Origin of the sequence: Sporolactobacillus sp. CQH2019 (assembly GCF_028765345.1) — a bacterium.
Taxonomy (GTDB): Bacteria; Bacillota; Bacilli; order Bacillales; family Sporolactobacillaceae; genus Sporolactobacillus.
Genome location: NZ_JARAJZ010000002.1, coordinates 15,988 through 30,848, shown reverse-complemented (window position 1 = coordinate 30,848; position 14,861 = coordinate 15,988). Strand labels below are relative to the sequence as shown.

Annotated in this window: 15 protein-coding genes; 6 read left to right on the top strand and 9 right to left on the bottom strand. The window is 45.5% G+C overall.

What is annotated here, in order from left to right:
- Positions 1-248 precede the first annotated feature (248 nt).
- Both OYT88_RS03065 and OYT88_RS03060 read left to right on the top strand, forming a co-directional pair.
- Entirely contained in the window at positions 249-509 is a 261-nt protein-coding gene (locus OYT88_RS03065; RefSeq protein ID WP_274397921.1) for a hypothetical protein, read from the top strand.
- 68 nt (positions 510-577) lie between these two features.
- The gene (locus OYT88_RS03060) at positions 578-904 is read left to right on the top strand and encodes a hypothetical protein (protein ID WP_274397920.1); all 327 of its coding nucleotides are present in this window, start codon (positions 578-580) and stop codon (positions 902-904) included.
- Between the two features lie 341 nt (positions 905-1,245).
- Here OYT88_RS03060 and OYT88_RS03055 read toward each other — a convergent pair whose 3' ends face one another.
- On the bottom strand, positions 1,246-1,554 hold the full coding sequence (locus OYT88_RS03055) for a cupin domain-containing protein (RefSeq protein WP_274397919.1): 309 nt from the start codon (positions 1,552-1,554) through the stop codon (positions 1,246-1,248).
- 185 nt (positions 1,555-1,739) lie between these two features.
- Here OYT88_RS03055 and OYT88_RS03050 point away from each other — a divergent pair, with 185 nt between their 5' ends.
- Positions 1,740-2,399 (top strand): Crp/Fnr family transcriptional regulator, encoded by a 660-nt coding sequence (locus OYT88_RS03050; protein ID WP_274397918.1) that lies wholly within the window; start codon positions 1,740-1,742, stop codon positions 2,397-2,399.
- Positions 2,400-2,527: 128 nt separating this feature from the next.
- Complete coding sequence (locus tag OYT88_RS03045) at positions 2,528-3,145, top strand: cob(I)yrinic acid a,c-diamide adenosyltransferase (RefSeq protein WP_274397917.1); 618 nt, start codon at positions 2,528-2,530, stop codon at positions 3,143-3,145.
- Between the two features lie 149 nt (positions 3,146-3,294).
- Here OYT88_RS03045 and OYT88_RS03040 read toward each other — a convergent pair whose 3' ends face one another.
- Complete coding sequence (locus OYT88_RS03040; RefSeq protein ID WP_274397915.1) at positions 3,295-3,612, bottom strand: nitrous oxide-stimulated promoter family protein; 318 nt, start codon at positions 3,610-3,612, stop codon at positions 3,295-3,297.
- A gap of 351 nt (positions 3,613-3,963) precedes the next feature.
- Positions 3,964-4,404, bottom strand: coding sequence for an acyl-CoA thioesterase (locus OYT88_RS03035; RefSeq protein ID WP_274397914.1), 441 nt, complete (start codon positions 4,402-4,404; stop codon positions 3,964-3,966).
- 547 nt (positions 4,405-4,951) lie between these two features.
- Between OYT88_RS03035 and OYT88_RS03030 the strand changes: the two genes are divergently transcribed.
- Positions 4,952-6,238: a VTT domain-containing protein gene (locus OYT88_RS03030; RefSeq protein ID WP_274397912.1), complete on the top strand. Its 1,287-nt coding sequence runs from the start codon at positions 4,952-4,954 to the stop codon at positions 6,236-6,238.
- Between the two features lie 352 nt (positions 6,239-6,590).
- Positions 6,591-8,681 carry a peptidoglycan D,D-transpeptidase FtsI family protein gene (locus tag OYT88_RS03025; RefSeq protein ID WP_274397911.1) on the top strand — a complete coding sequence of 697 codons (2,091 nt, stop codon included), beginning with the start codon at positions 6,591-6,593 and terminating at the stop codon, positions 8,679-8,681.
- A 417-nt stretch (positions 8,682-9,098) separates the two neighbouring features.
- Here the strand turns inward: OYT88_RS03025 and coaD are convergent, their stop codons facing one another.
- From coaD to OYT88_RS02995, 6 genes are all read right to left on the bottom strand, one after another.
- On the bottom strand, positions 9,099-9,614 hold the full coding sequence (gene coaD, locus OYT88_RS03020) for a pantetheine-phosphate adenylyltransferase (RefSeq protein ID WP_274397910.1): 516 nt from the start codon (positions 9,612-9,614) through the stop codon (positions 9,099-9,101).
- Between the two features lie 47 nt (positions 9,615-9,661).
- A complete protein-coding gene (locus OYT88_RS03015) occupies positions 9,662-10,873 on the bottom strand; it encodes an MFS transporter (protein WP_274397909.1) in 1,212 nt (403 codons plus the stop codon).
- Positions 10,874-10,898: 25 nt separating this feature from the next.
- Positions 10,899-11,426: a desulfoferrodoxin family protein gene (locus OYT88_RS03010; protein ID WP_274397907.1), complete on the bottom strand. Its 528-nt coding sequence runs from the start codon at positions 11,424-11,426 to the stop codon at positions 10,899-10,901.
- A 108-nt stretch (positions 11,427-11,534) separates the two neighbouring features.
- The gene (locus tag OYT88_RS03005; RefSeq protein WP_274397906.1) at positions 11,535-12,542 is read right to left on the bottom strand and encodes an electron transfer flavoprotein subunit alpha/FixB family protein; all 1,008 of its coding nucleotides are present in this window, start codon (positions 12,540-12,542) and stop codon (positions 11,535-11,537) included.
- 15 nt (positions 12,543-12,557) lie between these two features.
- Positions 12,558-13,334 carry an electron transfer flavoprotein subunit beta/FixA family protein gene (locus tag OYT88_RS03000; protein ID WP_274397905.1) on the bottom strand — a complete coding sequence of 259 codons (777 nt, stop codon included), beginning with the start codon at positions 13,332-13,334 and terminating at the stop codon, positions 12,558-12,560.
- A gap of 53 nt (positions 13,335-13,387) precedes the next feature.
- Positions 13,388-14,530 carry an acyl-CoA dehydrogenase family protein gene (locus OYT88_RS02995; protein ID WP_274397904.1) on the bottom strand — a complete coding sequence of 381 codons (1,143 nt, stop codon included), beginning with the start codon at positions 14,528-14,530 and terminating at the stop codon, positions 13,388-13,390.
- Between the last annotated feature and the right edge of the window lie 331 nt (positions 14,531-14,861).

Genomic DNA, 14,861 nt, shown 5'->3' with positions numbered 1-14,861 from the left:
CGGCGCGCAGAGACGGGGAAAGGGGAGGAAGCATCGTTGCGGAATCCCTCCGCAGGGGTGCGTACCCATTTGTATCAAGCGGACTGTCCGATCATGTGATTTGGAAACCTGAAAGGCATCGGGCAGAATGCGCGGCAAAAATGAGCGCCGCAAAAAGAGGCCGGGCAGCGTTTTTAGGTGTTCTAATTAGCCTGTCTCACACATAGGATGATTGAATGTGATTCAAAATCTGATTGTGAGGCGATACAATGAACACAGAGGAAAAGAAATTGAAATACCTGTCCGACCACGGATGGAAGCCGGTTACATACTTGGCAAGGAGCCGGACGGATATTGTCTGGCGCTTCCAAAAAAATAATCAGTTTGATCAGCTGGAGTCAACGCTCACGATGCTTGAAATCAGCCGAATGGGATTCGGAAGCCTGGTCAGACACTGCGAATATATTGAAAAGCGTCTGGACAATGATCTTAAAAGAATGGAAAAATGGAAATTAATAGAGGCAAAATGAACAAAAAAACTTTCATACAGGAATACGCATTTCCCTGCAGAAATAAAATAAATGGGAGGTGCTGTGACTTGCAAGCGATTGACATTCCACGGTTTGACTTTGTTGAGTTAAGTAAGAATACAAACATGGAGCGCTCGGAGCATACTTACTTTGTGACAACCGACATTAATGAGGCTGCTGAACATTACCTTCAAATGATGCGGGGAAATAAACCCGTTTATATGACCATCCGGACCATAGACGGCAAGACCTGCGTGGCGAAGTCGTATCGGCTTAACGGTGATTGTGCCAGACCCGAGATGATCCGGGTGAATGCAGACCCGGATCTGACAACCGGCGCTTTTCATATCTTTACGGATGAGTTTATTCACGCTGTGGAAAAGAAATTGAGCTGAATTAAAGTTCATTTGCGTTTCAGGATGCCGGATAACGGTGTCCTGTTTTTACATACATTCTCTGCCGGAACGGAAAGTCGTGGGGCCGCAGTTCCCGCTTGCCTGTAGCAAAGGCGGGCTAAAATGTCTGCGTGTATGAATCACAACGAGGGCGCCGGCAGCAGCTGTACTAAACGTTTGCAGAATCGGGCCTGAAATCCGCTAAAAGACGGCCCGATTGTTTTTTAGTCGATGATTCAAATCAATAAAAAATCTGCCGATGCCGGGTGGCGGAACGACAGAATAGAACGTTCGATTCCGCGGAAAAAAGCGGATTTAGTGTTTCAATTTCATCTCTTTATTTAGTTCTTGTTCTGACTGTCCGGCAGCCGCCATTTTACGATCACTAGATCGCTGTCTTCCAGGGCCTTGATCGCATGCTTTTCACTTGAGTCGAAGCGGGCAATCTTTCCGGGAATCAGGACTTCCGGCTGTTCTTTTACTGAGAAAATCACTTTCCCTTTAATCGGAATAACCGTGACGACAGCTTTTTCCCCGCTGTGCTCTGGGACTTCCCGGCCGGCTTTCAATGGCACATGGATAATCGTTTGTGACGGATCATGGTAGAGCCTTTCCTTTGCCGATTGAGATTGAAATGAAAAAACATCCATTCTTTATTCCTCTCTTCTATCAATTATTGACAGGGCATCAACAGCTTTAATTGATAACCTTTACCATTTATAATAAAAGCAGGACGGGGAGGATACATTGATCCAGGTCAAAATTAATTCCAAAAAATGCAAAGAACGACTATTCGTCAGAGAGCGTTCAGATCGGACTAAAGAGGAGGTTTATCATGCAGCAATTGCCCGCGGCCGGATGGCTGAAAGGACTGTCTGAAGAAGCCCTTCATCATATAGAAATAAAAGGGGTCTTTCGTCATTATCCGTCTAAAGAAACGGTTTTCCTGCAAAAGAGCGAGCTGACCCATTATTATATTGTCGTTAGCGGGCTTGCTAATGCCTATCGTCAAAATGAAGACGGAAAGAGATGGACTGCCGGTTTATTTTCAAAAGGAGATCTTTTCCCGCATGTCGGTCTGCTTGATGATAAGCACGAGTACCCTGCAAATTCTGAAACCTTATCGGAGTGCACACTTTTAGTCATACCCCGGAATGAAATGAGAATGATTTTTGCGTCCAATCCGCAGATCCGGCTGTATCTGACTCTGTTTCTGACTGAAAAGAGCCAGGATCTGATCGCTCGTTTTTCGGATTCGGTGCTCGGTACGGCAGCCGATCGTGTCCTGTCTTTTCTTAAGAAGTTAGCCTGCAACTCAGGCATCCGGGAGAGCGATGGCCGCTATTTGATTGATCTCGGCCTGACGGAGCAGAATATTGCCGAGTATATCGGCGTAACTCCCGAAACAGTCAGCCGGGTATTGAACAGGCTCTGTGAAGAAGGAAAAGTTGAAAAACTCGCGAGAAAGAAGCTGCTGGTCCGTCTGCAGACATGACGGCAGACGGAAAGAGTTCTTCGTTTGGTAAGTTTTCATCGTTTACAACGGCCGAGCCGTGTCCCGCCAATAACAGAGACAAGGTGCGAAACGCCGTCTGAGATATGGAAAGGAGCAGAAAACGTGATATGAAAATTTATACAGGGCGCGGAGATTTCGGCAAAACCGATACATTAAGCGGAGCGCGTCTCATGAAAAACAGTGCGCTCATTCAACTGAACGGCAGTCTCGACGAGGTTTCCGCGTCGATCGGCTATCTGTCTTCTCTAATGGGCACATCCTTGCAGAGAAAGCAGAATCGGGAAGACGCGGACAAAGAGCTGCAAAATCTGACCTGGGTTCAGAACGTACTTTATCATATCGGCGTTGAGGTCAGCTCAAGCTTTTCACAGATTTACATCGATGCGGGTTATCTTTCCGCTCTTGAATCTAAAATCGATCGGCTGGACCGGAGTGTCGCGCCGCTGACTGAATTTATTTTATACAGCGGTTCTGTCCCGGCCGCCTACGCCCAGGTGACACGGGCGACTGTCCGCCGCTGCGAGAGAGACTATGTCATGCTGCTGAGCGATCTTAACAGAACGGATACCCCGCCGCACAGCTATATCTTTATCAATCGTCTGTCGGACTATTTCTTTATGCTGTCCCGTTACCTAAATCAAAGCGCTCATATAAAAGAGGAGAACGTGACCACGTGGAAACGCAAGGAAAATCCGGGCACGGCCGTGCATTTCGATAAAAAGTAGCCGCCGTTATCCCGCTGGTTTCCGATGAGTGGAAGAACTTGCCTGACGACCGCTGAAAAGATTTCGGAAGTAGTGTATACATGGGAGGTATCCCGTCTCATGGCTGTTCAAGAACAAATCAGAGCGGCCGGGCCGGAAACAAACGTCAATCATTTTTTCAAAAGATGTCTGATGGAAAACACGGGATGCTCCAGAAGCATCCATACGCCGGCATAGCGCATCACTGCTTTGATTTTTCCCCGATAGATCGGCTTGTAACAGTGGACCTTGCAGTTGGAGCAGGCCGTTTTTTCCTCGCCGAAGCGGCAGTAGGACAGCCTTTTCAATGCGTAATTTTTCAGATCCAGGCATTCATCGCACAGCTCTTTCCGGTGGTGCTTTCTTCTGCAGTAAATCTCGATCATTTTGGCAACCGTTTCTTTTTCTTTTTGAATAACGGGTCCGTTATTTAATGCTCTTCTTACCATGACTGAAAGCCTCTTTTCTATCACTGCCTAAGATATGTAGAAAGATAAAAGCGCTTTTTCATGCCTGAATAATGTAAGCGCCCTATCGCTTATATTACAGGGAAGCCGCTTAGAAGAATATGATATGGATCAAGTTTTCAACGAGATACGATGCGGAAAGCGGCAGGGACAGAAGCGTTCTGTAAAAGGCATGAATTAAGGTATCGCTGAAAGCCTGCATCCGAATTGGCAACAATCCCGGTTGTTTCGGTTTATCGGCGATACGGGCAAATGTATTTAAAATGAGTTGTTTTTATGTACGCTCCCCCTGAGAGCCGGGGAGAAAAGGTTCATGAGCATCTTTTTTTGATTTTATGACAGGGAATGCTGACACCCGCGTAATTCCGGGACTCCCTCCGGCCCCTGCCGATGCTGAAGCAGAATTCGTTTCATGTTTTCGGAAAGCGGCACAGCTTTTTCCTGCCGGTAGTCGAACTGCACTAATGTTATGCGGCCCCGTGCATGCCAGCGCCGTTTTTCATCGGCAACCGCGTGTTCGACATTGAAACTTGAATGAGCGATGGCGCCGATCCACGAATATACCGTAATCTGGTCGCGGTAAGTAGTCTGACGAAGAAAATCGCAATGTGAGGAGGCCATGATGACATGAAAATCATTTAAATCAAGATCAGGTGTGAACAACCGGGCAATCTCGCGCATTCCTTCTTCAAAGTAAGTATAATAGACAGCATTGTTTACATGGCGCATGCCATCGCAATCGCTCATACGAACCGTCATACGGGTCTTAAACATTACATAATTCCTCCTGCAGTCAGTTAGGATTTCTGTTTCAACTATTTATCTATTCCGCCCGGACCGCCATTGCGCGGCAATAGACGATCGTCTGCTCAAGCAGCAGTAACGGTCCGACAGGTTTACTTCGAACAGCCCCTTTATCTTATGACACATCGAAAAAGATAAAAGCCGAAGAATGAAATAGAAGTTTTTAAATATATTATAGAATATAATTCTATGTCCATCTTTTAAATGAAAGTTTGTCTGATGATGCTCAGGGAATGCGCCCCGGCAGGCAGTCCGAAATAAGCCGTCATCATGATCGGCAGATTTGGTTGCCAATCGATCGAAACCTTGCCGCCGTTCAGATGCGCTTTTTTATTATTTCCGTCATCCGCAGGCGGAAAAACATTTTCAGGAATCTCTCTTTCCCGGATTCGTCGACATTAACTGGAATTTAAATAGGGCCGAGGGTATAATCAGTTTGTTGCATTTAAACGGTCATACTTGCCGGCAGAGTGCCTGAATATATAACAATACTGTTCTACACGGAGGAAGAATGATTATGAGCGGATTGATTCATTTATTAAATGAATATGGATATCTTACCCTTTTTCTGTCGTTAATGTTTGAGCTCATTCTCATACCCATTCCAAACGAGGCACTTATGAGTTATGTCGGCATTTTGTCTTTCCAAGGCAAGATGAACATTGTTTTATCCTATCTTTCCGCCGGGATCGGGGGCATTTTCGGGGTGACGATCTCATACTGGATCGGATATAAACTGGGACTCCCGTTCTTCCGCAAATTTGGCCGCTATATACATATGGGTCCTGAAAAACTGGAAAAGGTTTCAAAATGGTATGATAAATATGGGAAAGTGCTGCTGATTTTTTCTTACTTTGTCCCCGGCATTCGCCATATAGCGAGCATTACGTCCGGCGTGATCCGTCTTCCGTTCCGATCATTCTGGATCTTTTCCTATATCGGTGTCTTTCTTTGGACAGGCACTTTTATTTCGCTGGGGTATGTACTCGGCCCGGAATGGGACAAGTATCAGGGCGAAATCAAAAAATGGCTGGTATTGGCCAGCATCTTGATCGGCATCTTAGTTCTTTGTTATTTTGTTATCAGAGCGAACCGGCGGTTTATCAAAGAATCCGGCCGGCTGCTCTTTCAGTCTGTTTTTAAACGATACAGAAGCTTTTTGAAAATAAAATTGTTCATTTTTTTGATCCTGATTCTGTTTGTTTCCCTTTTCACATTAATGTTGGGAATGATTCAGGATTTTGTCAGCAATGAATTTGAGCCGTTCAACACGGTCTCCAGAGCCATCATTTTCTCGCTTTTCAGTGCCCGCTGGCAGACGATAATGAATGACTTCTATGCTCTGTCTTCGCAGACTGCCCTGATCGTCGTTTTTCTGATCACTGCGGTGACTATTTTTATCAATCGCACCAATAAATGGCTTGAGCTGCTTTTCTTTGCGATAACGGCAGTCGGAAGCTTTCTTTTTTCGGGAGGAATCCGCTGGCTGTTTCGCTTTATGTTAAGCGGGAAATATATCAGTTCAAATTTTCCAGACTGGCGGGCTATGATTTTAATCGTCTTTTACGGCTTTTTCCTGATGATGCTGATCCGTCATCAGCGGAGTTATCTGTTCGGGACGATCCTGTTTTTCTTATATCTATTCTTTTTGCTGGTTTATTCCATTTCCGGAGTCTATGTTTACCATGTCAATCCCAGTGATTTAATGGCCGGCTACGTCTTCGGCGCGGTCTGGCTGAGCGGGATGATTTTCTCTTTAGAACTGTTCCGCTTTTTATCTCTGATTAAAGAGGGCTCAAAATAACGGGGCAAGTATTCCGGCGCAACGCAAAAAAATTTCTGCGCCGGCATGCAGCGGCCCGGATTCAGATGTGCAGGAACTGAAGGCCGCCGCCGATCTCCCCGTCCGTGATCGCTTCGCCGCTTTATCATGGCTTCATTCGGATTCCTTTGACAGAAGGAGACAGGCAAAGTAAAATAAATTTATTGATAGCGGCTGACGGAACAGGGCACCGGAGAAGGTGTCCTTGTCTATGACTAAAAACAACGGGCGGATTTTCAGCGGAACAGGAAGAAAATGAGTGCGGCCGACGAATAGTTCTGTAGTTAAGCCGATCGGCTGAAGAAGCGGTTTGCACTCATAGGGGGAAATGAGTTTGGCGAAGGAAACAGTGAATAAAAAAGGAACGAAAAGCAATCTGCCGTTAAGGCTCAATATTTTATTTTTGATCGTTTTTCTGGCGTTTGCCGCTTTGATCGTCCGCCTGGGCTTTGTTCAAATTGTGAACGGCGCGCACTATAAGAGCATTGTCAACGGCAACCATAATCAGACGGCCAGCATTGCATCGGCCCGCGGGAAAATTGTCGACGTCAATGGGGTGCCTCTTGCAAGCAATAAGGCGGAACTGGCAATCGTATACATACGCAACGCCGGCATTGACGCTCAGAAAAGCCTGTCCATTGCCCGGAAACTGTCCCAGCTGATCACGATGGATAATCAGGCGCTGCAGCTGGTGACGACACGGGACAAACAGGAGTATTATGCGCTGACTCATTTTAAGAATCTGCAGCAGGCTTACAATACTTATCTGTCGCAGAAAGAACAGAATGCGCTCACTTCCAATCCGACCAATGAGTACAACGTCCTGCTCAGCCGCATCCCGAAACGCGTCCTGACCGGTTTCACAGCCAAAGACATGCAGGTGATGGCGATTCAGCATGCGTTTAATCAGGCTTCTAACCTGAATCCGTATATTATTAAAAGAGGCCTGAATGTAAATGACAAAGAATATGTCAATGTCGTGGACCACCTCAGTGAATTTAACGGGACGATACAGACTGCCGACGTTTCTTCGCGGGTTTATGCTTCGAATGTGCCTTTTTATGTCGGGACGGTCGGACAGATTCCTGCCGAGAAGATCACTAACTATCTGGCGGAAGACTACAGCCGGAACGATATGGTCGGCACGAGCAATCTGGAGGAGGAGTATGAGTCTTATCTTCGCGGCGTTCCGACAACCATGACTTATCATACGAAAAACGGGCTGCCGGTCGGCAATCCGACGGTCAAAGCAGGCCAGCGCGGCGACGATCTGCAGCTGACCATTGACAGCCGGCTGCAGAGTGCGGTGCAGCAGATTCTGATTTCGAACATTCAATCGGCGCGGGCGCAGGCCGGAAACGGCCAGAACAACAGTGCCTATGCGGTCGTGATGAATCCGAAAACCGGGGCAATCCTGGCCATCGGCGGTGAAAAAGTAGTCAACGGCAAATTTGTCGATGCATCGAATGAAGCGGTCAACGGCCAATTCGCCATGGGATCCGCGGTCAAGGGCGCAACCGAGCTGACCGGATTCCAGTACAACGCGGTTCCGTCCTATTTCACCGATATGCCGATCCAGTATCCGGGCCAGAATGCCAATAACAGTTTTAAGTCATGGGAAGTCAGCGGGTTAGGCACCCTGACGCCGGAGCAGGCTCTCGAGTTCTCCTCGAACGTCTTTATGGCCAAGGTTGCCTCGAACATGGCCGGGATCATTCTGACACCGTCAGGAGGGCACTATCAGGCGACGCTGCCTTCGGCGAGCAGCCCGCGGTTCACCCGGGCGGTCGAAAATCTGCGCAATGGCTACAGCCAGTTCGGACTCGGCGTAAAGACAGGCATTGATCTGCCGACCGAGGGAACCGGTTATAACGGCGGGATGCCGGATAATCCAGGTCTGATCCAGCAGTTTGCAATCGGCCAGTTCGATACGTACACACCGCTTGAAATGGTCCAGTATATTTCGACAATAGCCAACGGCGGCTACCGGGTTCAGCCGCATCTGCTGCAATCGGTCCACGCGCCGAGCAGCGATCCGACCCGGCTCGGTTCAACAGTCTATACGTATAAAACGAAGGTTTTAAATACAATCAACGATACGCCGCAGCAGCTTCAAACCGTGCAGCACGGACTCTATCTGGTGACGCACGGCCCGGCCCAGAATGCGACCGGAATTATGCTTGGAACGGGAGCCAACGTCAAATATAAGATCGCGGCAAAGACGGGCACCGCACAGATCGACGCCAATGACCTGAGCCTGTACAATGAAACGCTTGTTTCATATGCGCCATACGACAATCCGCAGATCGCCGTGGCGGTGGTCGTACCGAGTGTCCGGACAGGGATCCAGAACAAACAGATCGCATTGGAAATTTACCAAAAATACGACAGCCTCTACCATTACACGAGCGGTAATGGTAACTGAAAAAATTGCTTCAGAAGCAAACGATCTGCCGTATCGTTTTTCTTTATTAGGTTTGCTGAATATGTCTGAAGGAGTTAATGAGCAGGATTTCTGAGCTGTTTTATTATATCTCCAAGAGTTTCAGCCAATTTCAGATAAAGTTCTTGCACATGGAGCGGATAAGTTGTACAAATATCAGGAATATCCTGGCTATTTAGACTTGTTCAGCAATCATGTCCAATCATGATTGCGGCGATTGAATTCGGCCGTCTGATTGCTATCAGCAATTTTGAATCTCAAATGCCTCACAAGGAAAAATGCTTGAGGCACAAAAAATGAACGCCTCTTTTGTTGCCAATCGATAAAGAGCGCGTTCATTTTTAGCATTAAATAATAAATTTAATCATCGATCAAAAGCTTTTTACAAAATAATGCATTTCAAAACCTCATCGCGAGACCATCGAAAGTGTTGAATTTCCTCCTAAGTGCCTGTGCTGAGACGGCGGGGACAAAAGAGGACAGAGGGCAATCTGCGGCTCCCATGCTTGCCACTTCTTTTACAATGCTTGAACTTAAAAAAGAATACTTGTTGCTTGACATAATGAAACAGGTTTCAGCTGATGGATTCAATTGCTTATTTAATGAAGAAATCTGTAACTCATATTCAAAATCTGAAATAGCTCTCAGGCCCCGTAAAATGATGGAATAATTCTTTTCCTTGAGATAATCCGCTAAAAGGCCGTCAAAACTGTCAATGCTGACATTGGCCAAGTGTTTTGTTGATTCGTGCAGTAAAAATTTGCGCTCCGGCACCGAGAATAATGGATGTTTCGCTGTATTGTTCAGGACGGCTACAACGAGGTGATCAAACATCCGGCTTCCCCGTTCAATAATATCAAGATGGCCAAGGGTCACTGGATCAAAACTCCCCGGATAAACAGCAATTCGTGGCATATTTTTTCATTCCCTCTCCAAGGTAGGCTTTATAGCCTTAATACCGCTTATATTGCTTTTTCCCCATCTTTTTTCAAAGGGAGTTTCAGCAGCTTTCTGTATCTGAAATTCACGATATAACCGAATACAATCGCCAGCAAGTTAATCATTAAGGAAAAGATAAAGATGCCCTGAACATTGTGGAATTTTAAAATCAGACCGGTTAAAAAAGGAATGACGGTTTGTGCAATCCCTGTAGAGGTATACATAATGCCTGTGATTGTCCCTTTTTTTTCAGGGAAGAATTCGCAGAATACGGTCAAGCCTAATTGCAGAACACCGGCTATCGTCACACCAATAAGAAAGGCCATTAATTTTGCAACGATAAAAGATTTGGCGAGTAAAAAAAACAATGTTGCAAAAAAAGAGGCAATTGGAAAAACAAGCACTACTGTAACCGGTTTCACTTTTTTAAGAACGATTGTCAGTGCAAGAACGGAAATCACCGATCCGATACCGTACCAGCTTATAAGCTTAAGAGAACTTTCCAGGCTCATGCCAATAGCTTGCTGTCCAAATGTGGGCAGCCATGTTTGCATGATATAAAGCAGGGCAGGGGCTGTAAATCCAATCAAAATAAGTGAAAATCCCTCAATCTTAAAATGAGGCTTTGAGACAAAACGACTCTCTTTATTGGATGAAACCGGTCCTTCGGTAACCTGCATTGGCGGAAATGGAAGCTTGATTAAACACAGACTGATTAAGATGTATGCGAAAGCGGGCAGAAAAAATGCCCAGCCCCAATAGATATGGCTATTGATGAAGGCCGCGATGATGAATGGCAAAAGGGTCGACCCAAAAGAAACGAATGCTTTTATGAGAACAGTTGCCGACCCTGCATATTTGGGGAAAAACTCCATCATACAGGGATAGGTCGCCGTATCCAGACAGGCATTAGATAAACCGCCCAAAATGGCTGCGATCATTGCTGCCGGATAATTGGGGGCAAGAGGAATACCCAAAAGAAAACCGGCCATTAAGAGAGCTCCCAAAATAATCATCGGTTTTCTTCCTATTTTATCCCCTATAAATCCTGCCGCGTAAATTGTAAACAAACGCCCTACGCCATACATTGAGATAAGGAAACTGATTCCTGTCGCATCGGTATGAAATTTTCCCGCCAGGAAAGAGATATTTTGGGCCAGCATGATATAGGCCATGCCGTAAATGAAATAGTTTAAATAACATAGGGATGCCGGAAAATAATATTTTTTATTCATCGTCTAAATTCCTCCCCCTGTCTGTCTAATATTGCACTTTCCATAATCCGTCTTTATTGCAAAAAGCATAGGCGGCAAATCCTTTTTTACAATGAAAAACGCAGTCCTTGCATACCGGACGGCTGCAATAAGCATACGCATCTTCCTCCGCGAGAGCGAAAGTGACTTGAGAGAACCGGTTTAGTTTTAGATATTTAAGCTGCCCTCCTTGAGCGGTTCTTAAATAGACCCATTCAATATGATGGTCTTCGGTCATTGGATGAGGCTTGTTCCCTATTTCTACGACTGCTGCGTGGCTGGCGGATATACCGCCCGTGAACTTTAGAATCGGCAGATGGTCTTCACTTTTTTCCCCGGATGTCTGAGGAATAAGCTCCTTCATTTTCTTGCCGCAGCAACAAAAGGAAAATTGAGATTTGCTATCTTTTTCCTGAATAATCAGATTGCCGCAAACTGTGCAGATGAAAAATCTGGGTTCATCACTGATTATCGGCGGGCGTTTACTGATAATCCTTTGCCGCCCCGTTTTTATTCTTTGCTGTCTGTCATTCATATTATTTTTCATCCCCTGTATATCGTTTGTTCTGCCTTAATAAAAAATTGACCCTCTTTGGATAAGGGATTTCCAAAGAGGGCGGGAAGAGAATTGGATTGCCCTTGTTCATTCAACCGGAATATGAGTTTTTTTAATTTCTTCAATAAGAACGGGTAATATTTTATTGACATCACCGATAACTGCATAGTCCGCTATATCGAAAATCGGAGCCTCGGGATCCTTATTAATGGCAATAATGACTTTCGATGTCTTCATTCCCGAAACATGCTGAATCGCTCCGGAGATTCCGCAGGCAATGTATAGATCGGGATTGACCGTTTTGCCTGATTGTCCGACTTGATGCTGGGAAGGAATCCAGCCTGCATCAATAACGGCTCGCGTGGCGCCCACAGCTCCGTCTAATAAATCGGCAAGTTCAGCGATTCTCTGGAAATTCTCAGGGGATCCCATTCCCAATCCTCCGGAGACGACTACTTTTGCGTCTTCGAGTTTTATACCGGATTCCTGTGCGCTTGAAAGTACTTCTTTTATTCTTGTCCTGATTTTGTCGGAAGGAGTTTTAATTTTTTCCTCGATGACGTATATTCTTTGGTTGTCCCCGATTTTTTCTTTTTTCGAGATGCCGGAACGAACCGATCCGATCTGCGGTCTGGTCTCTGGACTGGACACCGTCTGTATAAGGCTTCCCCCGTGAATGGCGCGCTGCCATTCAATGGTTCCGGACGGACTGTCAATCGCTAAATCTGTACAATTTATGGCCGCACTTGTATGAAGCCTGGCAGCCAGTCCGGCGGCTAAATCATTTCCCGCGTTTGTTGCCCCGAACAGAATGGTTGAAGGTTTGTATTTTTCAATTAACAGGTAGAGTGCATTGGTAAATCCGTCGTTGCTGTATGCTGCATATTCTTCTCCTTCTACAAGAATCAGTCCGTCCGCCCCGAAATTAGCAATCGTCTGCACGCTGCTTTTTAAGTCATTGCCAATAAAAACGGCGACTATCTTTTCAGATCTGATTCTTGCCAGTTCCCTCCCTTTATTTAAGAGTTCAAGACTGATATTCTTTATTTGGTTTTTATTCTTTTCAATAAATACCCATATATTTTCATTATTCATTTTTTGTTCCTCCTGTTATACAAGCTTTGCATCAAGCATTTTTTGAAATAATTCATGTGCAGTTTCCGTATCTGACTGACTCTTAATTCTTATGCCTGCGTCTCTTTTCGGAGGAACAACTGTTTTAATAATTTTTAACGGGATACCGTCGATTTTTGTTTCGCTTTCTAAATCTGAAACATGCAGAATTTTGATTTTTGCCCGGTTAGCAGCCATTTTGCTTTTTATCGTTGCAAAGCGCGGTTCATTGATAACATCACTGGCCGTCACTAGTACGGGGAGCGATACATGGATAACCTGCAATCCGTCATCCGCTTCTCTTGTAATCACCGCATTATGATCGGACTGTTCGATCTTTGCAGCAAACGAGACATGAGGAATAGCCAGCTTTTCCGCTATCTGCGGCCCCACCTGGCCCTCTGCATCATCGGTCGCCTGTTTACCGCAGAAGATCATATCAAAGTCACCCAATTGTTTAATAGCCGCCGAAAGAAGAGCCGCTTTCGTGTATGCATCAAATGAATCTGCTGAATTCTCACTGATCAGCACGGCTTCGTCTGCACCGACAGAAATGCACTCTTTCAGTGCTTTTAATGCGTCGTCGCTGCCCAGGGACAGCGCAGTTACTTTACCGCCGGAGGATTCTTTTAACTGAACGGCAGCCTCGAGGGCGTTCTTATCGTATGAACTGATCATCTTTGCTGCTTTCGAAGCATCAAAATTTCCGCTGTCGGCATTAATTTGTAATTGTGAACTATCAATGACCTGCTTGATGCAAACTAAATAATTCATGATCATAGTTCCTTCCTTTCAAAACGGTAATTAAAAAATAAAAAATAAGAAAATCAACGCAACATTTGGCGGGCAATCACTATTCGCTGAATCTGGTTAGTTCCTTCGAAAATCTGAAAAACCTTTGAATCTCTCATCAATTTTTCTACAGGATATTCTTTGCTGACGCCATAGCCTCCGAATATCTGAACGGCATCCGTTGTGACTTTGACAACCGTATCCCCGCAAAATGTTTTTGTAATGGCACCGGCCTCAATGATAGCCTGCTGTCCTTCATTTTGATCGATAAGATCCATTGAATGTTGAACAAGCTGTCTGGCTGCTTCAGTTTGAATTTCCATATCGGCAAGCATCATTTGAATAGCCTGAAAATGGGCGATCGGCTGGCCGAATTGTTCACGCTCTTGGGCAAATTTTATACTTTGGTCAATAGCTGCCTGGCAAATGCCGACTGCTAACGTCCCGACAAATGCTCTTGATACATTAAGCGCTTTCATTGCGATTTTGAATCCTTCGTCTTCCTTACCGATTAAATGATCGGCCGGAACACGTACGTTGTCGAATACGACATCAGTGGTATTTGAAAGCCGAAGTCCCATTTTATTTTCTTCTTTGCCAACGGTAATACCCGGACGGTTCCTTTCCACAATGAAGCCGGAAATGCCGTGAGTGCCCTTTTCACGATCTGTCGAAAAGAAAACAACGTACACATCCGCTACGCCGCCGTTTGTCACAAAACACTTGCGTCCGTTCAGGATGTATTCATCCCCGTCTTTAACAGCCGTCGCCCTGATCGCTCCCGCATCTGAACCGGCATTGGGTTCGGTTATTGAAAAAGCAGCAAATGCACCGGGGACGATGATATCGGAGAATAATTTCTTTTGGTGATCATTTCCTGCCAAAATAACGCCTCTTAAAGCGACGAAAGTAGAGACGAGTGAAATTGCAAAACCGGCATCTACTTTGGCCAGTTCCTCAAAAATAATAGCCGTCGTCTTAAAATCCAGCCCCATCCCTCCATAACTTTTAGGAATCTCCAGCACATGCAGGCCCATATCGAAAGCCTCTTTTAAAAGCGCACCCGGGAATTCTCCTTTTTCATCCAAACTTTTAACATGAGGTTTAACCTTTTTCTGGGCAAATTCTCTGACCAGATCTCTTAGCTCCTGCTGCTCTTCGGTTAATGTTAGCTCCATTCTATTTGCCTCCCCAAAATCAATCCTTCTTTTCAAAGCGTGAAAACTTCAGCTCGCCAGATTAAAAAGAACACGCTTCCTTTTCGCCTACAATGGTACCGCTCCAAATAATCTTAAACAATTTGATACTGTACATCCTTTTTGGATTATACAGGCCGTGTCTAATGAAAAGCGGATCGATTACTGGAGATAAACAATAAGACATCCGTGGAATTGAATTTGTTTCACGCTCATCATTTGTGATCCGGTTTTACGATCACTGGAGAAATCGGCATTTATTCCGATTTTTTCGTTCATCTGTTGATGAAATGGAGGCATCTGTTTGTGGTGA